At 61.6% G+C, this 24,547-nt stretch carries 22 protein-coding genes; 12 read left to right on the top strand and 10 right to left on the bottom strand.

Annotated features, from left to right (window positions below; translation table 11 throughout):
- Positions 1-6: 6 nt before the first annotated feature.
- The gene (locus Q1V60_RS09075) at positions 7-744 is read right to left on the bottom strand and encodes a ComF family protein (RefSeq protein WP_300629454.1); all 738 of its coding nucleotides are present in this window, start codon (positions 742-744) and stop codon (positions 7-9) included.
- Positions 745-836: 92 nt separating this feature from the next.
- On the opposite strand from Q1V60_RS09075, the gene bioB reads away from it, so the two are divergent.
- From bioB to Q1V60_RS09025, 10 genes are all read left to right on the top strand, one after another.
- Entirely contained in the window at positions 837-1,895 is a 1,059-nt protein-coding gene (bioB, locus tag Q1V60_RS09070) for a biotin synthase BioB (protein WP_300629452.1), read from the top strand.
- A 143-nt stretch (positions 1,896-2,038) separates the two neighbouring features.
- Positions 2,039-3,220 carry an 8-amino-7-oxononanoate synthase gene (bioF, locus tag Q1V60_RS09065; RefSeq protein ID WP_300629449.1) on the top strand — a complete coding sequence of 394 codons (1,182 nt, stop codon included), beginning with the start codon at positions 2,039-2,041 and terminating at the stop codon, positions 3,218-3,220.
- A complete protein-coding gene (locus Q1V60_RS09060; RefSeq protein ID WP_300629447.1) occupies positions 3,213-3,944 on the top strand; it encodes an alpha/beta fold hydrolase in 732 nt (243 codons plus the stop codon). Before bioF ends, Q1V60_RS09060 begins: the two co-directional genes overlap by 8 nt.
- Positions 3,937-4,749 (top strand): malonyl-ACP O-methyltransferase BioC, encoded by an 813-nt coding sequence (gene bioC, locus Q1V60_RS09055; RefSeq protein ID WP_300629445.1) that lies wholly within the window; start codon positions 3,937-3,939, stop codon positions 4,747-4,749. The genes Q1V60_RS09060 and bioC overlap by 8 nt, the downstream gene beginning before the upstream one ends.
- Complete coding sequence (gene bioD, locus Q1V60_RS09050; protein ID WP_300629442.1) at positions 4,746-5,426, top strand: dethiobiotin synthase; 681 nt, start codon at positions 4,746-4,748, stop codon at positions 5,424-5,426. Before bioC ends, bioD begins: the two co-directional genes overlap by 4 nt.
- A gap of 106 nt (positions 5,427-5,532) precedes the next feature.
- The gene (locus Q1V60_RS09045) at positions 5,533-5,814 is read left to right on the top strand and encodes a pyrroloquinoline quinone biosynthesis protein PqqE (protein ID WP_300629440.1); all 282 of its coding nucleotides are present in this window, start codon (positions 5,533-5,535) and stop codon (positions 5,812-5,814) included.
- A 327-nt stretch (positions 5,815-6,141) separates the two neighbouring features.
- Positions 6,142-7,947, top strand: a complete 1,806-nt coding sequence (locus Q1V60_RS09040; protein WP_300629437.1) for a phenylacyl-CoA dehydrogenase — start codon at positions 6,142-6,144, stop codon at positions 7,945-7,947.
- Between the two features lie 205 nt (positions 7,948-8,152).
- On the top strand, positions 8,153-9,442 hold the full coding sequence (locus Q1V60_RS09035) for a GGDEF domain-containing protein (RefSeq protein WP_300629435.1): 1,290 nt from the start codon (positions 8,153-8,155) through the stop codon (positions 9,440-9,442).
- Between the two features lie 90 nt (positions 9,443-9,532).
- Positions 9,533-11,302, top strand: a complete 1,770-nt coding sequence (locus tag Q1V60_RS09030) for an acyl-CoA dehydrogenase C-terminal domain-containing protein (protein ID WP_300629433.1) — start codon at positions 9,533-9,535, stop codon at positions 11,300-11,302.
- Positions 11,303-11,439: 137 nt separating this feature from the next.
- Positions 11,440-13,218 carry an acyl-CoA dehydrogenase C-terminal domain-containing protein gene (locus Q1V60_RS09025; RefSeq protein WP_300629430.1) on the top strand — a complete coding sequence of 593 codons (1,779 nt, stop codon included), beginning with the start codon at positions 11,440-11,442 and terminating at the stop codon, positions 13,216-13,218.
- Between the two features lie 226 nt (positions 13,219-13,444).
- Here Q1V60_RS09025 and Q1V60_RS09020 read toward each other — a convergent pair whose 3' ends face one another.
- Positions 13,445-14,344, bottom strand: coding sequence for a LysR family transcriptional regulator (locus Q1V60_RS09020; RefSeq protein WP_300629428.1), 900 nt, complete (start codon positions 14,342-14,344; stop codon positions 13,445-13,447).
- Positions 14,345-14,553: 209 nt separating this feature from the next.
- Here Q1V60_RS09020 and Q1V60_RS09015 point away from each other — a divergent pair, with 209 nt between their 5' ends.
- Positions 14,554-15,816 carry an aminotransferase class III-fold pyridoxal phosphate-dependent enzyme gene (locus tag Q1V60_RS09015; protein WP_300629425.1) on the top strand — a complete coding sequence of 421 codons (1,263 nt, stop codon included), beginning with the start codon at positions 14,554-14,556 and terminating at the stop codon, positions 15,814-15,816.
- Between the two features lie 180 nt (positions 15,817-15,996).
- Complete coding sequence (locus Q1V60_RS09010; RefSeq protein WP_300629422.1) at positions 15,997-16,155, top strand: YqaE/Pmp3 family membrane protein; 159 nt, start codon at positions 15,997-15,999, stop codon at positions 16,153-16,155.
- A 5-nt stretch (positions 16,156-16,160) separates the two neighbouring features.
- On the opposite strand, the gene pqqE is transcribed toward Q1V60_RS09010, so the two are convergent.
- The 8 genes from pqqE to Q1V60_RS08970 all read right to left on the bottom strand — a co-directional run bounded on the left by pqqE (position 16,161) and on the right by Q1V60_RS08970 (position 24,446).
- Entirely contained in the window at positions 16,161-17,291 is a 1,131-nt protein-coding gene (gene pqqE, locus Q1V60_RS09005; RefSeq protein WP_300629420.1) for a pyrroloquinoline quinone biosynthesis protein PqqE, read from the bottom strand.
- On the bottom strand, positions 17,284-17,559 hold the full coding sequence (pqqD, locus tag Q1V60_RS09000; protein WP_300629417.1) for a pyrroloquinoline quinone biosynthesis peptide chaperone PqqD: 276 nt from the start codon (positions 17,557-17,559) through the stop codon (positions 17,284-17,286). Before pqqD ends, pqqE begins: the two co-directional genes overlap by 8 nt.
- Positions 17,556-18,308: a pyrroloquinoline-quinone synthase PqqC gene (gene pqqC, locus Q1V60_RS08995; RefSeq protein WP_300629415.1), complete on the bottom strand. Its 753-nt coding sequence runs from the start codon at positions 18,306-18,308 to the stop codon at positions 17,556-17,558. The genes pqqD and pqqC overlap by 4 nt, the downstream gene beginning before the upstream one ends.
- A 10-nt stretch (positions 18,309-18,318) precedes the next feature.
- The gene (pqqB, locus tag Q1V60_RS08990; protein ID WP_300629413.1) at positions 18,319-19,230 is read right to left on the bottom strand and encodes a pyrroloquinoline quinone biosynthesis protein PqqB; all 912 of its coding nucleotides are present in this window, start codon (positions 19,228-19,230) and stop codon (positions 18,319-18,321) included.
- Between the two features lie 71 nt (positions 19,231-19,301).
- Positions 19,302-19,376 carry a pyrroloquinoline quinone precursor peptide PqqA gene (gene pqqA / locus Q1V60_RS08985; RefSeq protein ID WP_003194766.1) on the bottom strand — a complete coding sequence of 25 codons (75 nt, stop codon included), beginning with the start codon at positions 19,374-19,376 and terminating at the stop codon, positions 19,302-19,304.
- Between the two features lie 158 nt (positions 19,377-19,534).
- Positions 19,535-21,910, bottom strand: a complete 2,376-nt coding sequence (pqqF, locus tag Q1V60_RS08980; protein WP_300629411.1) for a pyrroloquinoline quinone biosynthesis protein PqqF — start codon at positions 21,908-21,910, stop codon at positions 19,535-19,537.
- 48 nt (positions 21,911-21,958) lie between these two features.
- Positions 21,959-22,753, bottom strand: coding sequence for a carbon-nitrogen hydrolase family protein (locus tag Q1V60_RS08975; protein WP_300629409.1), 795 nt, complete (start codon positions 22,751-22,753; stop codon positions 21,959-21,961).
- A gap of 10 nt (positions 22,754-22,763) precedes the next feature.
- On the bottom strand, positions 22,764-24,446 hold the full coding sequence (locus Q1V60_RS08970) for an NAD(P)/FAD-dependent oxidoreductase (RefSeq protein WP_300629543.1): 1,683 nt from the start codon (positions 24,444-24,446) through the stop codon (positions 22,764-22,766).
- Positions 24,447-24,547: the final 101 nt, after the last annotated feature.

Here is a 24,547-nt window from a genome sequence, read left to right as displayed (position 1 = left end):
GTCAAGTCACGCGCCAGGTTTTGGCGTGCGGGCCAGGCAATACACATCGACCTGGCGCGCACCGGCTTTCATCAGTAGCCGCGCCAGGCTGTGGGCGGTGGCGCCAGTGGTCAGCACGTCGTCCACCAGCGCCAGGTGACGACCGTGCACGCAGGCGCCGGGTGCCAGGGCGAACGCATCTCGCAGGTTGCGTTTGCGCGTCTTGGCGTCGAGGTCTTGTTGGGCAATGGTTTCATGGGGACGTAACAACAGATGTTCATCGTAGGGGATGTTCAGGTCGGTGCTGAGCCAGCGCGCCAGCATCACGGCCTGGTTATAGCCACGCTGGCGCAGACGTTTGGGTGGCATCGGCACCGGCAACAGGCAATCGGGGCGGGTAAGTTCGGCGTTCTCAAACCGATGTTGCAGAAATCGCCCGAGCAAGCGTCCCAGCAGGTGCCCCAACGGCCAACGCGCCTGATGCTTGAACCGGCTGATCAGGCTGTCGACCGGAAAACTGTAGGTCCAGGGCGCGATCACGTGTTTATAGGCGGGCGGTTGTTTCTGGCATTGGCCGCAGACCAGCCCGTCCAACGGTAACGGCAGCGCGCAGACTTCACATTGCTCCCTCAGCCAGGGCAGCTCGGTTTCGCAGGCGTTGCATACACAATCGGCGCTTTCAGCGCGTTCATCGCAGATCAAGCAGGTTTGTACGCTTTTTAACCAGATGTAAACCTGGTGTTTGTAGGTTGGTTGACAGTGCATGAATCTTCCTTAAATATGCCGAGCATCCGTGTCGTGCCTGTGGGTATTGCCCTTCCCGCAGCGTTAGCCAAAGCATAATCAAGGAATCGCCCATGAGCGCCAGCACCTCTGCCACCCTGCGTCACGATTGGTCTTTGGCCGAAGTCAAAGCCCTGTTCGTGCAACCGTTCAATGACCTGTTGTTCCAGGCGCAGACCGTGCACCGCGCGCATTTCGACGCCAACCGCGTGCAGGTATCCACCCTGCTGTCGATCAAAACCGGCGCCTGCCCGGAAGATTGCAAATATTGTCCGCAGTCGGGCCACTACAACACCGGCCTGGAAAAAGAAAAACTGATGGAAGTGCAGAAGGTCCTCGACGAGGCCGCCCGCGCCAAGGCCATCGGCTCGACGCGTTTCTGCATGGGCGCCGCCTGGAAACACCCCTCGGCCAAAGACATGCCCTACGTGTTACAGATGGTCAAAGGCGTGAAGGCCATGGGCCTGGAAACCTGCATGACCCTCGGCCGTCTCGATCAGGACCAGACCGAAGCCCTGGCCCAGGCCGGCCTCGACTACTACAACCACAACCTCGATACCTCGCCGGAATTCTACGGTTCGATCATCACCACGCGCACCTACGCCGAACGCCTGCAAACCCTGGCATACGTGCGTGACTCGGGGATGAAGATCTGCTCCGGCGGCATTCTCGGCATGGGCGAGTCCCTCGATGACCGCGCCAACCTGCTGATCCAACTGGCCAACCTGCCGGAGCATCCGGAGTCGGTGCCGATCAACATGTTGGTCAAGGTGGCCGGTACGCCGTTGGAGAACGCCGAGGACATCGACCCGTTCGACTTCATCCGCATGCTGGCGGTGGCGCGCATCCTGATGCCGCAATCCCACGTGCGCCTGTCGGCCGGCCGTGAGGCGATGAACGAGCAGATGCAGGCCCTGGCGTTTTTTGCCGGCGCCAACTCCATCTTCTACGGCGACAAGCTGCTGACCACCGCCAACCCGCAAGCGGACAAGGACATGCAACTGTTCTCGCGCCTGGGGATTCTGCCGGAGGCGCGTGAAGAGCACGCCGATGAAGTGCACCAGGCGGCGATCGAGCAGGCGTTGGTGGAACAGAAGAGCACCGAGCAGTTCTACAACGCCGCCGCCGTTTGATTGAAATGCAATCCAAATGTGGGAGCTGGCTTGCCTGCGATAGCGGTTTGTCTGGCACATCAATGTTGAATGGGGCGCCGTCATTGCAGGCACGCCAGCTCCCACAGTTTTGACCGAGTTGAACCTGTTAAATCGAGGCTTGCATGTCTTTCGATCTCACCGCGCGCCTCGCTGCCCGCCGTGCCGAACACCTTTACCGTCAACGCCCCTTGCTGCAGAGCCCCCAGGGCCCCGAAGTGGTGGTGGACGGCAAGCCGCTGCTCGCCTTCTGCAATAACGACTACCTGGGCCTGGCCAACCACCCGCAGGTGATCGAGGCCTGGCGCGCCGGTGCGTCCCGCTGGGGCGTGGGCGGCGGCGCTTCGCATTTGGTGGTGGGCCACGCCACACCGCACCATGAACTGGAAGAAGCCCTGGCCGACCTGACCGGGCGCCCGCGTGCGTTGCTGTTTACCACCGGCTACATGGCCAACCTCGGCGCGGTCACCGCGTTGGTGGGGCAGGGCGATACGGTACTGGAAGATCGTCTCAACCATGCTTCGTTGCTCGATGCCGGGTTGTTGTCCGGGGCACGTTTCAACCGTTACCTGCATAACGACGCCGACAGCCTGGCCAAGCGCCTGGAGAAAGCCACCGGGAACACGCTGGTGGTGACCGATGGCGTATTCAGCATGGACGGCGACCTCGCCGATTTGCCGGCGCTGGCCCGTGAAACCAGGGCCAAAGGTGCCTGGTTGATGGTGGATGACGCGCACGGCTTTGGCCCGCTGGGGGCCAACGGCGCGGGGATCGTCGAACATTTCGGCTTGAGCCGGGAGGATGTGCCGGTACTGGTCGGCACCCTGGGTAAAGCGTTCGGCACCGCCGGGGCCTTTGTGGCGGGCAGTGAAGAACTGATCGAAAGCCTGATCCAGTTCGCCCGGCCGTACATCTACACCACCAGCCAGCCACCCGCGCTGGCCTGCGCCACCCTGAAAAGCCTGGAGCTGCTGCGCACCGAGCATTGGCGCCGCGAGCACCTCAACGGTTTGATCCGCCAGTTTCGCCAGGGCGCCGAGCAGATCGGCCTGGCGCTGATGGACAGTTTCACGCCGATTCAGCCGATCCTGATTGGCGACAGCGCGCGAGCCCTGCGCCTGTCGCAGATGCTGCGCGAGCGCGGGTTGATGGTGACCGCGATCCGCCCGCCGACCGTGCCCGCCGGCAGCGCCCGTTTGCGCGTGACGTTAACGGCGGCCCACAGCGCGGCCCAGGTACAGCTATTGTTAACTGCGTTGGAGGCGTGTTTCCGGTTGTTAAACGCCACGGAGCCCGAGCATGCGTGATCGACTGGTGTTGCTGCCCGGCTGGGGCCTGGGTGTATCGCCGCTGGAGCCGCTGGCTGCGGCGTTGCACGGCTTGAATGAACACCTGCGGGTGCAGATCGAACCCTTGCCGGCACTGGATTCCAGCGACTTGACCGAATGGCTCGACGAACTGGATGCCACGCTGCCGGACAATGTCTGGCTCGGTGGCTGGTCCCTGGGCGGCATGCTCGCTTCAGAGCTGGCGGCACGACGCGCTGAGCGTTGCTGCGGCTTGCTCACCCTGGCGAGCAACCCGAGCTTTGTCGCCCATGACGGTTGGCCGCATGCCATGCCCGCCGAAACGTTCGACGCGTTCCTCGCCGGTTGCCACGCCGACTCCCAGGTCACCCTCAAGCGCTTTGGCCTGTTGTGCGCCAAGGGCGCGGCCGACCCGCGCGGGCTGTCGCGCCTGTTGGTCAGCGGGGCGCCGAACACTTCACCCAGCGTGTTGATGCCCGGCCTGGAATTGCTCGCCCAATTGGACACCCGCGCCGCCTTGCAGGCTTTTCGCGGGCCGCAACTGCACCTGTTTGCCGGTCAGGATGGGCTGGTGCCCGCCGAAGCCGCCAGCGACCTGCTGGCGCTGCTGCCCGATGTGGAAATCGGCCTGATTGAACAGGCCGGTCACGCTTTTCTTCTGGAGGACCCCCACGGCGTAGCGGGGGCTATCCAGGCTTTTTTGCATGAGTGCGTCGATGACTGATCTATCCCACCCTCATCTGCCGGGCGCCTTGCCGGACAAGCGCCAGGTGGCGGCTTCGTTCTCCCGGGCCGCGGCCAGTTACGACAGCGTGGCCGAGTTGCAGCGGACGGTAGGGCATGCACTGCTTGCTCGGCTACCAACGGGCCTTTCGCCACAGCGCTGGCTCGACCTGGGCTGTGGCACGGGCTATTTCAGCCGTGCATTGGATGAACGGCTACCTGCCAGCCACGGCACGGCGCTGGATATCGCCGAAGGCATGCTCAACCATGCGCGGCCTTTAGGTGGCGCGCGGCACTTCATTGCAGGCGACGCAGAACGCCTGCCGCTCAAAGCTGACAGCTTCGAGCTGGTTTTTTCCAGCCTGGCGGTGCAGTGGTGTGCAAACTTCGAAGCCGTTCTCAGTGAGGCCTTTCGCGTGCTGCAACCGGGCGGCGTGCTCGCCTTTGCCAGCCTGTGCGTGGGCACGTTGGATGAGTTGCGCGAAAGCTGGCGCGCGGCGGATGGCTGGGTTCACGTCAACCGTTTCCGCACCTTCGAGGCTTATCAACAGCTGTGCGCAGCCAGCGGTTTTCGGGTGGCGGGCCTGGAACGGCGCGCCCATGTGCTGCATTACCCGGACGTGCGCAGCCTGACCCACGAATTGAAAGCCTTGGGCGCGCATAACCTCAACCCGGGCCGCCCCGGCGGCTTGACGGGCCGCGCGCGGATTGTGGCGCTGGTGCAGGCTTACGAGCAGTTTCGTCAGGCCCACGGCCTGCCCGCCACTTACCAGGTGGTGTACGCCGTGCTGGAGAAACCACTATGAGCGCTGCTTATTTCATCACCGGCACCGACACCGATGTGGGCAAGACCACCATCGCTGCCGGCCTGCTGCATGCCGCGCGCCAAGCCGGCAAAAGCACGGCGGCGGGGAAGCCCGTCGCCTCCGGCTGCCAGATGACGCCCCAGGGGTTGCGCAATGCCGATGCCTTGGCGCTGCTCGCCGAATGTTCATTGCCGTTGACCTATGCCGAGGTCAACCCGGTGGCGTTCGAACCGGCGATTGCGCCGCATCTGGCCGCCCGTGAGGCGGATGTCGCGCTGACGGTGCAATCGCTGCTCAACCCGATGCAGCGGATTCTGGCGCATAACGCGGACTTCACTTTGATCGAAGGCGCGGGCGGCTGGCGCGTGCCCTTGGCCGACCAAGCCAACCTGTCGGACCTGGCCATTGCGCTCAAGCTACCGGTGATTCTGGTGGTGGGGGTGCGTCTGGGGTGTATCAGCCATGCGTTGCTCACCGCCGAAGCGATCGCACGAGACGGTTTACCGTTGGCCGGCTGGGTGGCCAATATCATTGATCCGAAGACCTCTCGTCTGGAAGAAAACCTCGCCACACTGGCCGAGCGTTTGCCGGCGCCTTGCCTTGGCCGTGTACCGAAACTCAAGCATGCCGGGGCAACAGCGGTGGCCGAGTACCTGGAAATTGACTTGCTTGACTGATTTTGACTATCGACAAGGCAATGTGCCATTAGTGTTTTTAACGGGCCTTTCGACAGGATGTCTGTTTCAATCCACGTTCATGATTCTCTAAAGGCAGGTTTGCGCCATGGAAATCTCTGGAAGCAGTGCGTTTTATTCGGGCCTGAGCACTGTTCAAGCCGGGCAGAGCCGTGTCGACCAGGCCGCCGGCAAGATTGCCAGTGCTGCGACGACCCAGCCATCGGCCGCGCAAAGCGACCGCTTGCAGGCCAGCGATCGCGCCCAGGCGTCCAACTCGGCGAGCAATATGGTCGAAATGGCCCAAGGCAAGTTTCAAGTGGAGCTGGGGGTGAAAGTCGCCAAGGCTTCGAACGAAATGCTCGGTACGTTGATCGATACCTACGCCTGACCTTCTCTCCAGGCATACCGGCTTCTCTGTGGGAGCCGACTTGCCTGCGACAGCTTTACCTCTGAGCCATTGAGGTGCCTGCATCGCGGGCAAGCCCGGCTCCCGCCTCTGTTCTGTGCCCTGCGTTGAACCTCTTATCGCTTTGAATCCCGTGGCATCGCGCCGCAGGCCTTGCCGTGCCTGCCATTGACCCACATCAAGACAGACGGCATCTGGCTGACGCTTGACAACCCCAGGTCGTAAACGTATGTTTCAAACACCTGTTTGACCGCCCCGACCCATCCACGCGGTTGTTCATCCCAGATACATCAGCAGAGGTTTATCGCTATGCCTGACTACAAGGCCCCCTTGCGTGATATTCGCTTCGTTCGTGACGAACTGCTCGGTTATGAAGCGCACTATCAGAGCCTGCCGGCTTGCCAGGACGCTACGCCGGACATGGTTGACGCCATTCTCGAAGAAGGCGCCAAGTTCTGTGAGCAAGTGCTGGCACCGCTGAACCGCGTGGGTGACATCGAAGGGTGTACCTGGAGCGAGTCAGGCGTTAAAACCCCTGCCGGTTTCAAAGAAGCCTACAAACAGTTCGTCGAAGGCGGCTGGCCAAGCCTGGCCCATGACGTGGAGCACGGTGGCCAAGGCCTGCCGGAATCCCTGGGCCTTGCCGTAAGTGAAATGGTCGGCGAAGCCAACTGGTCTTGGGGCATGTACCCAGGGCTGTCCCACGGTGCGATGAACACCATTTCCGAGCATGGCACGCCGGAGCAGCAAGAGGCCTACCTGACCAAACTGGTCTCGGGCGAGTGGACCGGCACCATGTGCCTGACCGAGCCGCACTGCGGCACCGATCTGGGCATGCTGCGCACCAAGGCCGAACCTCAGGCTGACGGTACTTACAAAGTCTCCGGCACCAAAATCTTCATCTCGGCCGGTGAGCACGACATGGCCGATAACATCGTCCACATCGTACTGGCGCGCCTGCCGGACGCACCGGCCGGCACCAAAGGCATTTCGCTGTTTATCGTGCCCAAGTTCCTGCCGAACGCCGATGGCTCGGTGGGCGAGCGCAATGCGGTGACCTGTGGCTCCCTGGAACACAAGATGGGCATCCACGGCAACGCCACGTGCGTGATGAACTTCGACGCGGCCACCGGTTACCTGATCGGCCCGGCGAACAAAGGCCTGAACTGCATGTTCACCTTTATGAACACCGCTCGCCTGGGTACCGCGCTGCAAGGCCTGGCCCACGCCGAGATCGGTTTCCAGGGTGGCTTGAAATACGCTCGCGACCGCCTGCAGATGCGCTCGCTGACCGGCCCGAAAGCGCCGGAAAAAGCCGCCGACCCGATCATCGTGCACCCCGACGTGCGCCGCATGCTGCTGACCATGAAGGCCTTCGCCGAAGGCAACCGTGCGATGGTGTACTTCACCGCCAAGCAAGTGGACATCGTCAAATACGGCACCGACGACGAAGCCAAGAAACAGGCTGATGGCCTGCTGGCCTTCATGACCCCGATCGCCAAAGCGTTCATGACCGAAGTCGGTTTCGAGTCCGCCAACCACGGCGTGCAGATCTACGGCGGCCACGGTTTCATCGCTGAGTGGGGCATGGAGCAGAACGTTCGGGACAGCCGTATTTCGATGCTGTACGAAGGCACCACCGGTATCCAGGCGCTGGACCTGCTCGGCCGTAAAGTGCTGATGACCCAGGGCGAAGCGCTCAAGGGCTTCACCAAGATCGTCCACAAGTTCTGCCAGGCCAACGAAGGCAACGACGCGGTCAAAGAGTTCGTTGCACCGCTGGCGGCGCTGAACAAAGAGTGGGGCGAGTTGACCATGAAGGTCGGCATGGCCGCGATGAAAGACCGTGAAGAAGTCGGTGCCGCCTCGGTGGATTACCTGATGTACTCCGGTTACGCGTGCCTGGCTTACTTCTGGGCCGACATGGCACGCCTGGCCGCCGAAAAACTGGCTGCCGGCACCACCGAGGAGGCGTTCTACACCGCCAAGCTGCAGACCGCGCGCTTCTACTTCCAGCGTATCCTGCCGCGTACCCGCACCCACGTGGCAACCATGCTGTCGGGCGCCGCCAACCTGATGGACATGAAAGAAGAGGACTTCGGCCTGGCTTACTAAGCCGTACCGGGTCTTTATTCAAACCGCCGCCTCCCTCGGGACGCGGCGGTTTTTTTGCGTTTAAAAAACCATGGCCCTGCGCTCAGGGATTGCTGATGGCTGCCGTTACAGTGATGGCAATTTGATACGCGCCAGGCTGGTTGTGTTTAACTGGTGGCGCAACGGCACTGTGCCACTACTTTTTTTGCGGGTCGGAGTTTTACCCTTGTTACGCGTGTCCGCTGTCCGCTTCAGTCATTTTGTGCCCTCGTTGCTGCTGTTGCTGGCCGGGCTCTCGGCTGCATATCTCAAGGACCTTAACGTCTTCTTCACCTCGCTGTTCAACGTGCTGCCGACCTTGGTGCTGTTGCTCGGCGGGGCGTACTGCGCGGTGTATCGGCGCCAGCGTGAATTGTTCCTGATGATCACGGTGTACGTCGCGTATTTCCTGCTGGACACCCAGACTGACTTCTACCGCGACAATGGCCGCGTGCGCGAAGACGCCGCCGTGGTGTTCCACCTGTGCTGCCTGCTGCTGCCCTTGCTGTTCAGCATCTATGCGCTGTGGCAGGAAAAGACCCACCTGTTCCGTGACTTCGTCGCACGCGGCGCGGTGTTACTGGCCATCGGCAGCGTGGCGCTGGCGCTGGAGCAGAGTTATCCCCAGGGCGTTTTGAACTGGCTGGCCGAGATTCGCTGGCCGGTGCTGCATGGCGCCTGGATGAGCCTGATCCAACTCTCATACCCGATGTTTCTGATCGGCTTCCTCACCCTGGCCGCCCAGTACTGGTATCAGCCGCGCCCGCTGCATGCCGCGCAACTGGTGGGGTTGCTGGGGATGTTCTGGATGCTGCCGCAAACCTTCATTCTGCCGTTCACCCTCAACATCATGTGCAGCCAGGTCATGCTGATGATCGCTGCCGGTGTGGCGCACGAGGCTTATCAGATGGCGTTTCGCGATGAGCTGACCGGCTTGCCGGGGCGCCGCGCCCTTAACGAGCGCATGCAGCGGCTGGGGCGCAACTACGTGTTGGCGATGGGGGACGTGGATCACTTCAAACGTTTCAACGACACCCATGGCCATGACGTGGGGGACCAGGTGCTGCGCCTGGTGGCGAGCAAATTGTCCAAGGTCAACGGCGGCGGGCGCGCCTATCGTTACGGCGGCGAAGAGTTTGCCGTGGTATTCGCCGGCAAGACCCTGGATGAATGCATGCCGCACCTGGAGGAGATCCGCGAGCTCATCGCCAACTACGCGATCAAATTGCGCAACCCCGACCGCCCCCATGACGACCAGCAAGGTCGCCAGCGTCGGGCCGCCAGCGGTGCTACCAGTGTGTCGGTAACCGTCAGCATCGGCGTGGCCGAGCGCCAGGCCGAGCAGCGTAGCCCCGAAGAGGTGCTTAAGTCCGCCGACCAGGCGCTTTACGCGGCCAAGGGCGCCGGGCGCAACTGCGTGATCGCGGCCGGGCAGACCCGTCGCGGTGCCGTGCGCATGGAGAGTGCTGCCGGTTGAGTAATGGTGCTGTATTCAGCAGCCCTACAGTGATTGTCCGCAGCGTTGGCCGGCAGTAGGTTGAAACCATCTGCTGCCGGAGACATCGCCATGCCTGACTACAAAGCTCCCCTGCGCGACATGCGCTTTCTGATCGACAATGTGTTCGACCTCCACGGGCACTACGCGGCCCTGGGCGCGACGGACGCGAGCCCCGACATGGTCGATGCGATTCTCGAAGAGGGCGCGAAGTTCTGCGAAAACGTGCTCGCGCCGCTCAACCGCAGTGGCGATGAAGAAGGCTGCCATTTCGACAATGGCGTGGTGACCACGCCCAAGGGCTTCAAGGAAGCCTTCGCCCAGTACGTGGAAGGCGGCTGGCACGGCGTGGCGGCGGACCCGGCCTACGGCGGCCAGGGCTTGCCGCCGTCCCTGGGGCTGGTGCTGAGTGAGATGATCGGTTCCAGCAATACGTCCTGGGGCATGTACCCGGGCCTGACGCACGGTGCCATGTCGGCGATCCACACCCACGGTACCGACGAACAGAAAGCCACTTACCTGAACAAACTCACCGCCGGCGAATGGACCGGCACCATGTGCCTGACCGAAGCCCACTGCGGCACCGACCTGGGTTTGATCAAGACCCGCGCCGTCCCTCAGGCCGATGGCAGTTATGCCCTCACCGGCAGCAAGATCTTCATCTCGGCCGGCGAGCACGACATGAGCGCCAACATCATCCACCTGGTGCTGGCCAAACTGCCGGATGCACCGGCGGGCACCAAAGGCATTTCCTTGTTTATCGTGCCCAAGTTTCACGCCGACTCCGGGGAGCGCAATGCGGTGCATTGCGGCTCCATCGAACACAAGATGGGCATCAAGGCTTCGGCCACCTGCGTGCTGAACTTCGACGGCGCCAAGGGATTCTTGATTGGTGAGGCGAACAAAGGCCTCAATTGCATGTTCACCATGATGAACCACGCGCGCCTGGGCACCGGGATGCAGGGGTTGTGCAATGGCGAGGCAAGCTTTCAGGGCGCGATCAAATACGCCAACGAGCGCCTGCAAATGCGCTCGCTGACCGGTGCCAAGGCTCCGGACAAAGCCGCCGACCCGATCATCGTGCATGCCGATGTACGCCGCATGCTGCTGACCATGAAAGCGTTCAACGAAGGCAATCGCGCGCTGGCCTACTTCACCGCGCAGTTGCTCGACACCGCGCACCTGAGCAGCGACGCCGGCCAGCGGCAGGAGGCTGAGGACTTGCTGGCCTTCCTCACCCCGATCTGCAAAGCCTTTATGACCGAAACCGGGCTGGAGGTGACCAACCACGGTATGCAGGTGTTTGGTGGCCATGGCTATATTCGCGAGTGGGGCATGGAGCAATTGGCCCGTGATGCCCGGATTGCGCCGATCTATGAAGGCACCAACGGTATCCAGGCCCTCGACCTGTTGGGGCGCAAGGTGCTGGGCAGCCAAGGCAAGTTGCTGCGCGGCTTTACCAAAATCGTGCATAAGTTCTGCGCGGCCAATGGCGAGCATGCGCAGCTCAAAGGCGATGTAGAACAGCTCAATCAGTTGAACCAGCAGTGGGGTGAGCTGACGCTGAAGGTCGGCACGGCAGCGATGAAAAATCCCGACGAAGTGGGGGCGGCCGCCATGGATTACCTGATGTACAGCGGTTACGTCATCCTCGCCTACCTGTGGCTGCGCATGGCGGTCGCGGCGCAGGCGCATGACGACCCAGGGTTTGCCCAGGCCAAGCTTGCGACCTGCGACTTCTACTTCAAACGCCTGTTGCCGCGCACGTCGATGCACCGGGCGGCGGTGGAAGCGGGCAGCGACTGCCTGATGAGCTTGCCGGCGCAGGCGTTTTCACTGTAGATGCGTCGCGGTCCGTGACTTGTAAATACCTAATAGTCACGAATGGACCCTATGTGTCTGAAAAGTTGTTCGGGTACACTCGGAGCCTGTAAAACCGATCCTATCGAATCACTTTTCACGTTCTCACGAGGTTTGCCATGGCTGATTACAAAGCGCCGTTGCGTGATATGCGCTTCGTCCTCAACGAAGTTTTTGACGTCGCCACGACTTGGGCCCAATTGCCTGCCTTGGCAGACACGGTTGACGCCGAAACCGTTGAAGCGATCCTCGAAGAGGCCGGCAAGGTCACCGCCAAATCCATCGCGCCGTTAAGCCGTGGCGGCGATGAGCAAGGCTGCCGCTGGTTGGACGGTGTGGTCAGCACGCCGGACGGCTACCCCCAGGCCTACGCCACCTACGCCGAAGGCGGCTGGGTGGGCGTTGGCGGCGACCCAGCGTATGGCGGCATGGGCATGCCCAAAGCGGTGTCGGCGCAGGTCGAGGAGATGATCAACTCGTCCAGCCTGGCTTTCGGCCTGTACCCGATGTTGACCTCGGGCGCTTGCGTGTCGATCAACACCCACGCCAGCGATGAGCTCAAGGCCGCTTACCTGCCGAAGATGTATTCCGGTGAATGGGCCGGCTCCATGTGCCTCACCGAAGCCCATGCCGGTACCGACCTGGGCATGATTCGCACCAAGGCCGAGCCGCAGGCGGACGGTTCCTACAAAGTCAGCGGGACCAAGATTTTCATTACCGGCGGCGAACACGACCTGACCGAAAACATCATCCACCTGGTGTTGGCCAAACTGCCGGATGCACCGGCCGGCCCCAAAGGCATCTCGCTGTTCCTGGTCCCGAAGTTCATGGTGAACGCCGACGGCAGCCTGGGCGCACGCAACCCGGTCAACTGCGGCTCGATTGAACACAAGATGGGCATCCAGGCCTCCGCGACGTGCGTGATGAACTTCGACGAAGCCGTGGGCTACCTGGTGGGTGAGCCCAACCGTGGTTTGGCGGCGATGTTCACCATGATGAATTACGAGCGCCTGGGGGTGGGCATCCAGGGCCTGGCTTCCGGCGAGCGCTCCTATCAGAACGCGATTGAATATGCCCGCGACCGGCTGCAGAGCCGTTCGCCTCTGGGCGCGCAAGCCAAGGAAAAACCGGCCGACCCGATCATCGTGCACCCGGACGTGCGCCGCATGCTGCTGACCATGAAGGCGGCGAACGAAGGCGGCCGTGCGTTCTCCACCTATGTAGCGACGCAATTGGACATTGCCAAGTTCAGCGAAGACGCCGTTGCCCGCGAGCGCGCCGACAACCTGGTGGCGCTGCTGACGCCGGTCGCCAAGGCTTTCCTCTCGGACCTGGGCCTGGAAACCACCGTGCTCGGCCAGCAAGTGTTTGGTGGCCACGGCTACATCCGCGAGTGGGGCCAGGAGCAGTTGGTGCGTGATGTGCGCATCACCCAGATCTACGAAGGCACCAATGGTATCCAGGCGCTGGATTTGGTGGGCCGCAAGATCGTCGGCAGCGGTGGCGCGTTCTACACTCTGTTCGCCGATGAGGTCCGCCAGTTCATCGCCGGCGCGAGCAAGCCATTGGGCGAATTCACGCGCCCGCTTGGCGCCGCAGTGGATAACCTGGATGAATTGACCGCCTGGGTGCTGGACCGTGCCAAGACCAACCCGAATGAAATCGGCGCGGCATCGGTGGAGTACTTGCACGCGTTTGGCTACATGGCTTATGCCTATATGTGGGCGCGCATGGCCGAGGCTGCGTTGGGTAAAGAGGCCGAAGACGATTTCTATGCCAGTAAGCTGGGCACTGCGCGCTTCTACTTTGCACGTTTGTTGCCGCGTATTCACTCGTTGAGCGCGTCGGTAAAAGCCGGCAGCGAATCGCTGTTTTTGATGGATGAGGCACTGTTCTAAGGGCGAGGGATGCGTGTAAGCAATCTCTTACATGACGTGCTGCTAATCGTCCTCTATCGCCAAATTGGATCCACGGATAATCTACTTCACATGGACGTCGCGCAGGAAGCGCAAAGCAACAACACGGACACGTAGGATTCTGCCAGGAAGGCGGAGTGAAATGGATGTCAGGGAAACAGTCTGCAAAGCCCCGCCTCGGCGGGGTTTTCTTTTGCCCGCGAAAAAGTCAGGCGCCTGCCTGCGGGGCATTCATCACGTCTTTGAGCAAAGTGCGCAGCAATGCCATCGTCGCTTGCTGGCGCTGCACGTCACGGCATACCAAACCGACTTTCAACGGCACCCTGGGTTCGCTCAAGGGTTTCCACAGCAGCGACTGGCTGTTGTGTTCGTCCTGGGAACGTCCCGGCAGCACGGTGGCCAACTGCGTGTGGGGCAGGCTATCGAGAATCCCCACCATCGTATTGAGCTCGGCCTGCACCTGCGGGCGCCGCCCCAGGTTGGCCAACTGGCCCTGCCAGATCTGTCGCACCTGAAACTCTTCCCCCAGCAGCAACATCGGCAACTCGGCTGCCTGTTTCAGCGAGACCTTCTTGAATTCCCGCAACGGATGTTGATCAGGGATGACCACCTTCAATTCATCTTCATACAACAACACGCCATGCAGGCCCGGCTGGCGCGGTGGCAGGTAGCTGATGCCGATGTCCAGCGAGCCATTAAGCAGCCGCCGCTCGATTTCAAGCCCGGTCAATTCGTAAATCTGCACGACCAAGTGGGGTTGGGCCTTGCGCACCCGCTCCAGCATCTGCGGCACCAGGCTGGTATGCACGGTTTGCAGCACACCGATGGCCAGGGTTCGCATCGCCTGGCCCTTGAAGTTGCGCAACGCCTCCACGGCTTGCTGCATGCCATCGATCAGGGGCAAGGCGTGGTTGTACAGCGTGTGCGCGGCCAGCGTGGGGAGCAGGCGTTTGCTGCTGCGTTCGAACAGGCTCACGTCGAGGTTCTGCTCCAGTTGGCGAACCTGCTGCGACAAGGCCGGTTGGGAGATCGACAGACGCTCCGCGGCGCGGCCTACATGGCCTTCCTCGTACACCGCGACGAAATAACGCAGTTGCTTGAAATCCATAAGGTTTGCTTATCGAAAAAGCTGGAAAATCGAAATGGCCGCTGGCCCCGTAGCCGCCTAGTCTAGCGCCTATTCGCAGGGCTTACAGGGCCGGATCGGGCAATGAAAAACGTTTTTGGTAATGGCGTTTACATAGGCAAGGCAAAAAACCTCAGCACAGTGTTTGTACTCGGTACCTACCAAGGTCCGGTTGCTGCCGGGGGTGAAGTGTGAACCTGTTTCGCCGCGCGGCGCCGAGCCTTGACGACTTGGTGCTGCAGGCTCCGCGTCAGGATTTTTCCAGCCAGTGCCTGATGCCCACCGCCGCGCGTCCCCCTGAGGTTTTCGTCCAGGGGCAAGGTGCCTGGCTTTCGGACAGTGACGAACGTGCCTACCTGGATTTCAGCCAAGGTGGCGGCGCCAATAGCCTTGGTCACAGCCCGCAAGTGGTGCGCGACGCCATTGCCGAACAGCTGCAAACCGTGATCAACCCGGGCATTGGTTTGCACAACCGGGTTCAGCTCGACCTGGTTGACCGCCTGTGCCATCACACCGGCAGCGATCAAGCGTACCTGCTCAACAGCGGCGCGGAGGCCTGTGAAGCGGCCATCAGGCTGGCGCGCAAATGGGGCCAGCGGCATCGCGGCGGCGCTTACCACATCATTACGGTGAGCAACGGGTGCCATGGCCGTAGTCTCACCGCGTTGGCGGCTTCGGCAGTGGCCTGCGAAAACCGTTTCGAACCGCAATTGCCGGGCTTCAGCCATGTGCCATTCAATGATCTGCCGGCCCTGCACGCAGCCGTTGATGCGCGCACTGTCGCCATCATGCTGGAGCCGATCCAAAGCGCCGCCGGAGTCATCCCCGCGACTGAACGCTACCTCAAAGGCGTCGAACGGCTGTGTCGCGAACTGGGGATCCTGTTGATTCTTGACGAAGTGCAAACCGGGATTGGCCGGTGCGGCAGCTTGCTCGCCGAACAGCAATACGGCGTACGCGCCGACATCGTTACCCTCGGCAAAGGCCTGGGCGGTGGCGTGCCGTTGGCGGCGCTGCTGGCACGCGGCACAGCCTGTTGCTTCGAGGCGGGCGAACTGGACGGTACGCATCACGGTAATGCGCTGATGGCGGCAGCGGGTATTGCGGTACTCGATGCCGTATTGGCAGGCGGCTTTCTCGACCGCGTTCGCGAAGCCGGCCTGTACCTGGCAGAAGGCCTTGCCCGCCTGGCCTACCGTTACGAGCACGGGCAATTGCGCGGCAACGGGCTGATATGGGGCCTGACACTGTCGGACGATTCTGCGGCTGCCGTGGCAAAGGCCGCGCTGCACGAAGGTCTGATCCTCACCGCCGCGCAGCCCGATTGTTTGCGCTTCACACCCGCCCTGAACGTCAGCAAAAACCACATTGACGAAATGCTCCTGCGCCTTGCTCGTGCCTTCTCTCGAGTACGTACCGCCCAACTGCAATGCCGCAAGGGCATCGCTGTCTGACCCCTTTCCTGAACCGTCTCGCGGAATACGCGGCGCCTCCAGCCTGATTCTTTTGGCTGGGGGCGTTTTTTTGTCTGCTCGTTAGTGAATGTTTCAATGCCGGGAGCCACTGAACCCTCACGAAGCGCCAATGTCGATTAGCTACACGGCTCACACGAGCCGATTTTCTGGAGCTACCCCATGGACATCATTCGTATCATCATCGCCATTCTGCTGCCGCCACTGGGTGTGTTCCTGCAAGTAGGATTCGGCGGCGCATTCTGGCTGAACATCCTGCTGACCCTGTGCGGTTACTTCCCCGGCGTCATTCACGCCGTGTACATCATCGCCAAGCGCTGAGGCCGTCAGCCTTTGGCAATGAGGCGTGAATTGCGCTCATTGCGAAACGCCAGTTGCTCAATGGTCTGGGTGGCATGTTCGGCTTCTTCCCGCGCTTGCAGGATGATGCCGTGCTGCTCGGACTTGCTGCACACCGGGTCGGCATTGCTCGCATCCCCCGTGAGCATGAAGGCCTGGCAACGGCAGCCGCCGAAGTCCTTTTCCTTCTCATCGCATGAACGGCACGGCTCGGGCATCCAATCGTAGCCGCGAAACCGGTTGAAGCCGAAAGAGTCGTACCAGATGTGCTGCATGCTGTGGTCGCGCACATTGGGAAACTGCACCGGCATCTGTCGGGCGCCATGACAGGGCAGGGCGGTACCGTCCGGCGTCACTGTCAGAAAAATGCTGCCCCAGCCATTCATGCAGGCTTTCGGACGTTCTTCGTAGTAATCCGGCGTCACGAAAATCAACTTGCATGGATGGCCCTCCGCTTCGAGCCTGGCGCGGTATTCGTTGGTAATGCGTTCGGCGCGTACCAGTTGTTCCTTGGTCGGCAATAACCCCACACGATTGAGCTGCGCCCAGCCGTAGAACTGGCAGGTGGCAAGCTCGACAAAGTCCGCCTCGAGCGCGATGCACAGCTCGATAATGCGGTCGATCTTGTCGATGTTGTGCCGATGGGTCACGAAGTTCAGCACCATCGGATAACCGTGGGCTTTCACCGCGCGGGCCATTTCCAGCTTTTGCGCGAAGGCTTTTTTCGAGCCGGCCAGCAGGTTGTTCACCTGTTCGTCGCTGGCCTGGAAGCTGATCTGGATATGGTCCAGGCCGGCCTTTTTGAAGTCGCTGATCTTCTGTTCAGTCAGGCCGATGCCTGACGTGATCAGGTTGGTGTAAAACCCCAGTTTGCGGGCCTCAAAGATCAGCTCGGCCAGGTCCTGGCGCACCAGCGGTTCACCGCCGGAAAACCCCAGCTGAGCGGCGCCCATTTCGCGGGCCTCGCGAAATACCTTGACCCATTGCTCGGTACTGAGCTCCTTGCCCTGCTCGGCAAAATCCAGCGGGTTGGAGCAATACGGACACTGCAGCGGGCAGCGGTAGGTCAACTCGGCGAGCAGCCAAAGCGGCAGGCCGATAGCGGGTTTTTCAGGCAAGGGTAATCCAGTGCTCGACACGGGCGACCTCCATGAATTGCTCGATGTCTTCACCGAGTTCCGGCACGCCGGGGAATTGCTTGTCCAGCTCGGCGATGATGGCTGCGACGTCGCGCTCGCCGTCAATCAAGCCACCAATCAGCGCGGCGCTGTCGTTGAGCTTGATCATGCCTTCCGGGTAGAGCAGCACATGGCCTTTCTGCGCGGGCTCGTATTGGTAGCGATAGCCCGGGCGCCAGGTCGGTTTTCTGCTTCGATCGAAACTCATAGGTTGATCCCTTTATGCCAGACCCGCTCTGCGGTCACGCTGTGGTACGGCGGGCGGTTCAGTTCGTAAGCCATACTCATGGCGTCGAGCATGCTCCACAGGATGTCCAGTTTGAACTGGAGAATTTCCAGCATGCGCTCCTGGCCTTCACGGGTGGTGTAGTGCTGCAGGGTGATCGCCAACCCGTGTTCCACATCGCGACGGGCCTGGCCCAGTCGGGTGCGGAAGTAGTCGTAGCCGGCCGGGTCGATCCACGGGTAATGCTGCGGCCAGCTGTCGAGGCGCGACTGGTGGATCTGCGGCGCGAACAGTTCGGTCAGCGAACTGCTGGCGGCTTCTTGCCAATTGGCGCGGCGGGCGAAGTTGACGTAGGCGTCTACCGCAAAGCGTACGCCGGGCAGCACCAGTTCCTGGGAGCGCAGTTGGTCCGGGTCGAGGCCCACGGCCTGGCCCAGGCGCAGCCAGGCTTCGATGCCACCGTCTTCACCGGGCGCGCCATCGTGATCGAGCAGGCGCTGGATCCACTCGCGACGGATTTCCCGGTCCGGGCAGTTGGCCAGGATCGCGGCGTCCTTGAGGGGAATGTTCACCTGATAGTAGAAGCGGTTGGCGACCCAGCCCTGGATCTGCTCGCGAGTGGCGCGGCCTTCGTACATCGCCACGTGGTACGGGTGGTGGATGTGGTAGAAGGCGCCTTTGGCGCGCAGGGCGTGTTCGAATTCTTCAGTGTTCATCGGTGTATCAGTCATATCAGATCTCCTACAACTCGATGCTCATGCCGTCGTAGGCTACTTCGACATTACGCCGCACCAACTCGGCTCGCTCGGGGGAGTCTTCATCGAGGATCGGGTTGGTGTTGTTGATGTGGATGAGGACTTTGCGCTGCTCCGGCAATTGCTCCAGCACTTCAAGCATGCCGCCAGGCCCGTTTTGCGCCAGGTGGCCCATTTCGCGGCCGGTGCGGGTGCCGACGCCGCGGCGCTGCATTTCGTCGTCGTCCCACATTGTGCCGTCCACCAACAGGCAGTCGCTGCCGGCCATGATGTCCAGCAGCGGCGTGTCAACCTTGCCCAGGCCTGGGGCGTAGAACAGTTTGCCACCGGTGCGCAGGTCTTCGACGATCAGGCCAATGTTGTCGCCCGGGTGGGGGTCGAAGCGGTGCGGCGAATAAGGCGGTGCGGCGCTGCGCAGCGGCAGTGGGGTGAAGCGCAGGTTGGGGCAGGCCGCGATAGTGAAACTGGCGTCCAGTTCGATGCGGTTCCAGGCCAGGCCACCGTTCCAGTGAGTGAGCATGGTGAACAGTGGGAAACCGGTGCTCAGGTCTTCATGAACCATGTCGGTGCACCATACCTGGTGCGGGCAGCCCTCGCGCAGGCTCAGCAGGCCGGTGGTGTGGTCGATCTGGCTGTCCATCAGGATGATCGCGCTGATGCCGGTGTCACGCAGGGCGCGGCCGGGTTGCAGCGGCGCAAACCCCTGCAGTTGCGCGCGAATATCCGGCGATGCGTTGCACAGTACCCAGTTCACGCCATCGTCGGAAATCGCGATGGACGACTGGGTACGCGCCTGGGCCCGCAGGCTGCCATCACGAAAACCTGCGCAGTTCACGCAGTTGCAATTCCACTGCGGAAAGCCACCGCCGGCGGCGGAACCTAGAATCTGGACAAACATGGTCGCTCCATCAAGCAAAGCTCAAAACAAAAACGCCCCGGGCGAACCGAGGCGTTGTATTACCCAGCGGATTAGCGGCTGGCGAAGTACATGGTGACTTCGAAACCGATGCGCAGATCGGTGTAAGCAGGTTTGGACCAGGTCATATTCATACTCCTATCAAGGGACGGGATGTTCACTACCGAGTAGTACATATAGTCCACCTCCCATTGGAGATGTTCAGATATTGCGTGTGAATATTACGCAATTCTTTTCGAGTTAGCGCTGTCTTGAAAGAAAAAGCCTGTTGCAGAGTCGGCAACGATCAATTCGCCGACAACCAGTCGCCCCGGATGCACGGCCCGTTGGCGATGCAGCGCCAGCCTCCCGTGGCGTCATTCAGGCGTTGGGCGGCGAGGCGCATATCTTCGCGTGAGCAGGTTTGTATCAAATCTTGTAATTGCTCCAGGTAACCCGCTGGGCGTCCCGCCAACTGCGCATGCCACAAGAGATCAGCGGCTTGGGGCATAGGCAGCGACCGGGCAGTGAATTGCTGCGCCAAGGCGTTGTTACCCATGTCTGCGCTGCGTTCGATCAATGACGGCAGTTGCTTCAGAAAAGTCTGCACCTGTTCGACGATCTCACTGAGCGAAGCGCTGGGCGACTGCACGCCGAACAGCAGGCCCGTTTGCCCATTGATCTGTCGGATGCCGCTGAAAACGGCGTAGCCGATTTGTTGTTCGACTCGCAGGCGCTGGTAGAACGGCCCTTGCAGCAGATGACCGAGCAAGCGCCAGGCGGCTTCATCGGTCAAGGCCTGGGTCGGTGTTGGGCAAAACAACAGCACCGCCGCTTCGCTGGATTCGGTTTTTATCTCGTGCCAGAGGCGCTGACCTTCGAGCGTTTGAGGCGGGTATTGGAGCTGTGCAGGTTGCCCGGGCAACCGTGCGGCGGCGGTCTTGATCACCGCTTCACAGGCCGCTGGTAAACCTGAGCCCAGCCCGTGCCAGCGAGCAGTGGCCCAGGAGGCTGGCGTCGCTTGGGGCGCTGGCGGCACACCGCTGCAGCAAAAGGGCAATGCCTTGAGCAGTTCGCGGATGGCGATCATCGGTACCGCGGGCGCTGGCGGCAGGTGTTCGTCGACAGTGCTCAAGCAGCCCGCCAACGCTTCAAGCACGGCCGGCATGGGCTCGTGGATGCCGAGCATTTTCACCTGCCAGTCAGTGGCGATGGTGTCGAAACACAACTCGACGCCCGCTTGAGCGGCACGCTCGCGCAGCGGCTGCAAGGCGTTTTCCAGGCCAGCAGGCACTGCAGAGTCGAATCGCCAGCGCAGGTATAGCGCGCCTTCGTCAGTGTCATCCGCCAATGCCTGGCTGAACGTGAGCGCCGACAGGTCCCGTCGACCCCGTGAGCGGTCCTGGGCGAAGGTGCGCAAGCCTCGGTGGGCGCTGGTCTGGCCGCGAATCAAACCGGCACGCTCCTCTTTGGCGGCTGGACGAAGGAAGGGGTTATTCGGGGGAAGCTGCCACCCGTGGGTGGCGGGCGGCAGGGCGAGTGCGTCGAGCATGGCCTTGAGGGCTGCGACGCCTTGTTCCGATAAGTTTTCTACATCGTTACGCGCCAGTGCCAGTGCGCTTTGGACCTGCTGTTGGCGAGCATTAAGCAAGGCGAACTCTTCGCGTAATGCTGTCCAGTCGCTGTGTGCGAAAAAACTCAGCCAGTCGTGCAACAGCGCCTCAATCTGGATCGTCGAGTCACCCTGGGTGTCGAGGGTAAAGTCGATATCCAGCACAGCTTGCCCGGCAAAGTGATACAGCACCGAGGCGTGCAATGCCGTCGCCAGGCGTCGGCCTTTGAGTTCAGCAAGCAAGCCGCCCGGCGCTGAACTGTTGAGCCAGGTACACAGAAACGTCAGCGCTTCACGCGGTGCGTCACAGGTGATGACCTGATGCAGATGATGATCGGCAACGTGTTGATAGCCCTTCGCTTGCCCGGCCATCAGCTTCGGCGGCGCGGCCTGGGGATACAGCGGGCCAGGGATCAACTGCGTACTGAATCGCTGCGCCAGCGCTTCCAGGTCCTGCTGCGATTGCGGGCCGGCAAGGCTCAACGTCATCTGCCCGCTCTGATAAAAGTGCTGATGAAATTCACGCAACGCCTGCTGAAACGCCTCACGTTCCACTGGCAGGCTGTCGCGGTTGCCCGCATGAAAGCCGCGCAGGGGATGATCGACGGCCAAGCCCTTCATCAAGGCCACGTGTTGCTGCGCCCTGGCATCCTGAGACCAGGCAACGAATTCGGCGTGCAACACTTCGCGCTCGCGCAGTTGGTCGTCAGTGGTCAGGCGAGGGTGCGTAAGCATGTCGGCCAATCGTACGAGCCCATCGGCGAAGGTCGACACAGGCAGTTCAAAGAAGAACTCAGTGGCGCGCTCCCGGGTGCTGGCATTCACTTGCCCGCCATGGCGTTGTACATAGGCCATCAGCCCTTCGCCTGCCGTAAAACGTTCGGTCCCCAGAAACAACAAGTGTTCAAGGAAATGCGCCAGCCCCGGCCACGCCAATGGCGCGTCATGACTGCCCGCAGCCACGCGTAAAACAGCGGCGCAGCGCCTTAAACGCGGCGTAGGGCGCAGGCAAATTTTCAGGCCATTGGCCAGAGTCAGGTGCAGGGGGAGAGGGTGAGCCGGCGCAGGCATGGGCACTTCCGAAGCGGGGGAAGCGCCTATGCTAGCAAACCCGGTGGATCAGGGCTTGTGCAGTGCGCCGTAAAGCTCGGGGCGACGGTCTTGCAGGTAATGATTGGCGGCGCGGGCGTCGAAGATAGATTGCCGAACCAGCGTACCGACGATCAACGCTTCATCCAGGCCCGCCTGGGCGATGCGCTGGCCATCGGGCGCGGCAATGCTGCTTTGGCCGCAGTAGTGAATATCGCCTTCGTGCCCGCAATAGTTGGCATAGGCCACGAAACATTGGTTTTCGAATGCCCGTGCCCGCACGGTGACGTCGGCAACAAAGTCAAACGGCACCATATTGGCGGTGGGCACCAGAATCAGTTCGGCACCGGCCAGGGCCAGGCGCCGCGTGTTTTCCGGGAACTCCAGGTCGTAGCAAATCAGGAAACCCAGCTTCCAGCCGTTCAATTCCACCAGCGGGAAGTCATCCTCACCGGCGCTGAACATGGTGTGGTCCAGATCGCCAAATAGGTGGGTCTTGCGGTAGTTGCACAAGCGTGTGCCATGGGCGTCGATCAGCTGCACGGCGTTGTAGATCCGGCCGTCCTCGGCCCGCTCCGGATAACCGTACAGAATCGCCAGGCCGGCACTGTGCGCGATATCAGCAATGGTTTGCGCAGACTCCCCATCCCGGGCCTCGGCCAGGGCGCCTACGGCTTCGGCGCCAATGTTGTAGCCCGTGAGGAACATTTCCGGCAGCACCAGCAGATCGGCATCCGACGCTTCGTGCGCCAGTTGTTGCAGGCGCTTGAGGTTGCCAGCGACATCCAGCGGCAATGGCGGGCATTGGTACAGGGCGACACGCATGTCAGGCTCCTTATTCGGGCAGGGCGATCGGCCCTATCTCGTCAAACACATCACCGGGCCCTGGGTTTTCCGGATGGGTGCTGCCGCCGAAGTGGGTCATGATGCCCCACACCGCGTTCAGCGAGGTTTGTACCGCGCCTTCCACCCAGGCAGGGGTCCAGGAAACGTCGTCGCCGGCGATAAAAATCCCACGTTGTTCGGCGGGCATATCCTTCTGCACGAAGTGCGCATACATCCGCTGGTTATACCGGTAGTGGCCGGGCAATGCACCTTTGAAGGCCCCGAGGAAATGCGGGTCGGCTTCCCAGGACACAGTGATCGGGTCGCCGATGATGCGCGCTTTGATGTCGACTTTCGGGTAGATCTTCTTCAGCGCGTCGAGTGCCAGTTTTACCCGCTTATCGATGGGCTGAGGCAGCATTTTCAGTGCGTCGCTCATCCACGAGTAGGACAGGCAGATCACCCCCGGCTTGTCGTCGCCATTGTCGAACAGATAGGTGCCACGGGTCAGGCGGTCGGTCAGGGTCATGCTCATCAGGTCGCGGCCGGTTTCCGGGTCTTTGTCTTTCCAGAACGGGCGGTCAACCATTACGAAGGTTTTTGATGACTGCATGTAGCGCGTGCGGTCCAGGGCCATCCACATTTTCTGCGAGAACAGGGTTTCGTCGCATTCGATCTGGGTGGTCAGCAGCCAGCTCTGGCAGGTGGTCAAAACGGCAGCGTATTCGCGGGTGTCACCGTAGGTGTCGGTGACGGCGAAACGGCCTTCGGCGGCGTGGGCAATGCGCTTCACGCCCGCCCTTGGCGCGCCTCTGTGCAATGAGCTGAGGCTGGTGCCGGCTGGCCAGTGGGCACAGCGCTCCGGTGCATGGCGCCAAATGCCCATGGGCACTTGCGCGACGCCGCCAACGACCAGGTGCTGATGGTCGTCGCAGTTGGTCATCACCACGCGGAAGATTTCCAGCATGGAGTTGGGGAAATCCGAGTCCCAACCGCCGGTGCCGAAACCGACCTGGCCAAAGACTTCACGATGATGGAACGACAGCTTGGCAAAGGCTTTTGAGGTGGCGACAAAGTCGTAGAAGGTGCGGTCGTCCCACAGCGGTACCAGTGCGTTCCACAGTTCTTTGAGGCGCGGCACGTCGCGGTCGCGGATCGCCTGCTGGATGTCGGCGAACTGCGAACCGGCTTCCAGGGCATCGGCCCAGGCGTCGGCCACTTCCTGGAACAGTACGGGCAAGTCGGAAATTTTCTGCGCGTAATGCGTCTGGCCTTCCAGATCGATAACGGTACTGCCGGACGCAGGCGTCAGCGGGTTGGGAAAGGGTTTGGTTTCCAGGCCCAGCTTGTCCACATAGTGGTAGAAGGCGGTGGACGACACCGGGAAGCGCATCCCGCCCAGCTCGGCGATTATGCCTTCGGCGCCTTCAAAGGCTTGGGAACGCAGGCGACCGCCCATCTTCGAGGCTTCATACACCACCGGCTTCAAGCCCAACTTCATCAGTTCGTAGGCCGCCACCAGCCCCGCAATACCGGCGCCCACGATCGCCACTTCGGCGCCGTGGCTGGCGGCAGGAATACTGCCCAGGCCGGCGGGGTGTTCGATCCAGTCATCAAAGGCAAACGGGAAATCCGGGCCGAAGATAGTAATGGGCTTTTTACCGTCGGTGGGGTGGCGATGGGGCTTGGCGATGCTGCTGGACGGAATGCTCATGGCTGACCTTACTGACGACTCGGCGGGACAGGGCCCGTTGAGTATACGAAAAGATGGCAGCCAGTTTAGGGAGCGTTGCG

Origin of the sequence: Pseudomonas sp. (genome assembly GCF_030147005.1) — a bacterium.
Taxonomy (GTDB): domain Bacteria; phylum Pseudomonadota; class Gammaproteobacteria; order Pseudomonadales; family Pseudomonadaceae; genus Aquipseudomonas.
This window is presented reverse-complemented; position numbering and strand designations above follow the sequence as displayed.

Coding starts and splice junctions, on each gene's coding strand:
- Q1V60_RS09075 (WP_300629454.1), bottom strand. CDS start 744: ATGCACTGTCAACCAACCTACAAACACCAGGTTTACATCTGGTTAAAA.
- bioB (WP_300629452.1), top strand. CDS start 837: ATGAGCGCCAGCACCTCTGCCACCCTGCGTCACGATTGGTCTTTGGCC.
- bioF (WP_300629449.1), top strand. CDS start 2,039: ATGTCTTTCGATCTCACCGCGCGCCTCGCTGCCCGCCGTGCCGAACAC.
- Q1V60_RS09060 (WP_300629447.1), top strand. CDS start 3,213: ATGCGTGATCGACTGGTGTTGCTGCCCGGCTGGGGCCTGGGTGTATCG.
- bioC (WP_300629445.1), top strand. CDS start 3,937: ATGACTGATCTATCCCACCCTCATCTGCCGGGCGCCTTGCCGGACAAG.
- bioD (WP_300629442.1), top strand. CDS start 4,746: ATGAGCGCTGCTTATTTCATCACCGGCACCGACACCGATGTGGGCAAG.
- Q1V60_RS09045 (WP_300629440.1), top strand. CDS start 5,533: ATGGAAATCTCTGGAAGCAGTGCGTTTTATTCGGGCCTGAGCACTGTT.
- Q1V60_RS09040 (WP_300629437.1), top strand. CDS start 6,142: ATGCCTGACTACAAGGCCCCCTTGCGTGATATTCGCTTCGTTCGTGAC.
- Q1V60_RS09030 (WP_300629433.1), top strand. CDS start 9,533: ATGCCTGACTACAAAGCTCCCCTGCGCGACATGCGCTTTCTGATCGAC.
- Q1V60_RS09025 (WP_300629430.1), top strand. CDS start 11,440: ATGGCTGATTACAAAGCGCCGTTGCGTGATATGCGCTTCGTCCTCAAC.
- Q1V60_RS09020 (WP_300629428.1), bottom strand. CDS start 14,344: ATGGATTTCAAGCAACTGCGTTATTTCGTCGCGGTGTACGAGGAAGGC.
- Q1V60_RS09010 (WP_300629422.1), top strand. CDS start 15,997: ATGGACATCATTCGTATCATCATCGCCATTCTGCTGCCGCCACTGGGT.
- pqqD (WP_300629417.1), bottom strand. CDS start 17,559: ATGAGTTTCGATCGAAGCAGAAAACCGACCTGGCGCCCGGGCTATCGC.
- pqqC (WP_300629415.1), bottom strand. CDS start 18,308: ATGACTGATACACCGATGAACACTGAAGAATTCGAACACGCCCTGCGC.
- pqqB (WP_300629413.1), bottom strand. CDS start 19,230: ATGTTTGTCCAGATTCTAGGTTCCGCCGCCGGCGGTGGCTTTCCGCAG.
- pqqF (WP_300629411.1), bottom strand. CDS start 21,910: ATGCCTGCGCCGGCTCACCCTCTCCCCCTGCACCTGACTCTGGCCAAT.
- Q1V60_RS08975 (WP_300629409.1), bottom strand. CDS start 22,753: ATGCGTGTCGCCCTGTACCAATGCCCGCCATTGCCGCTGGATGTCGCT.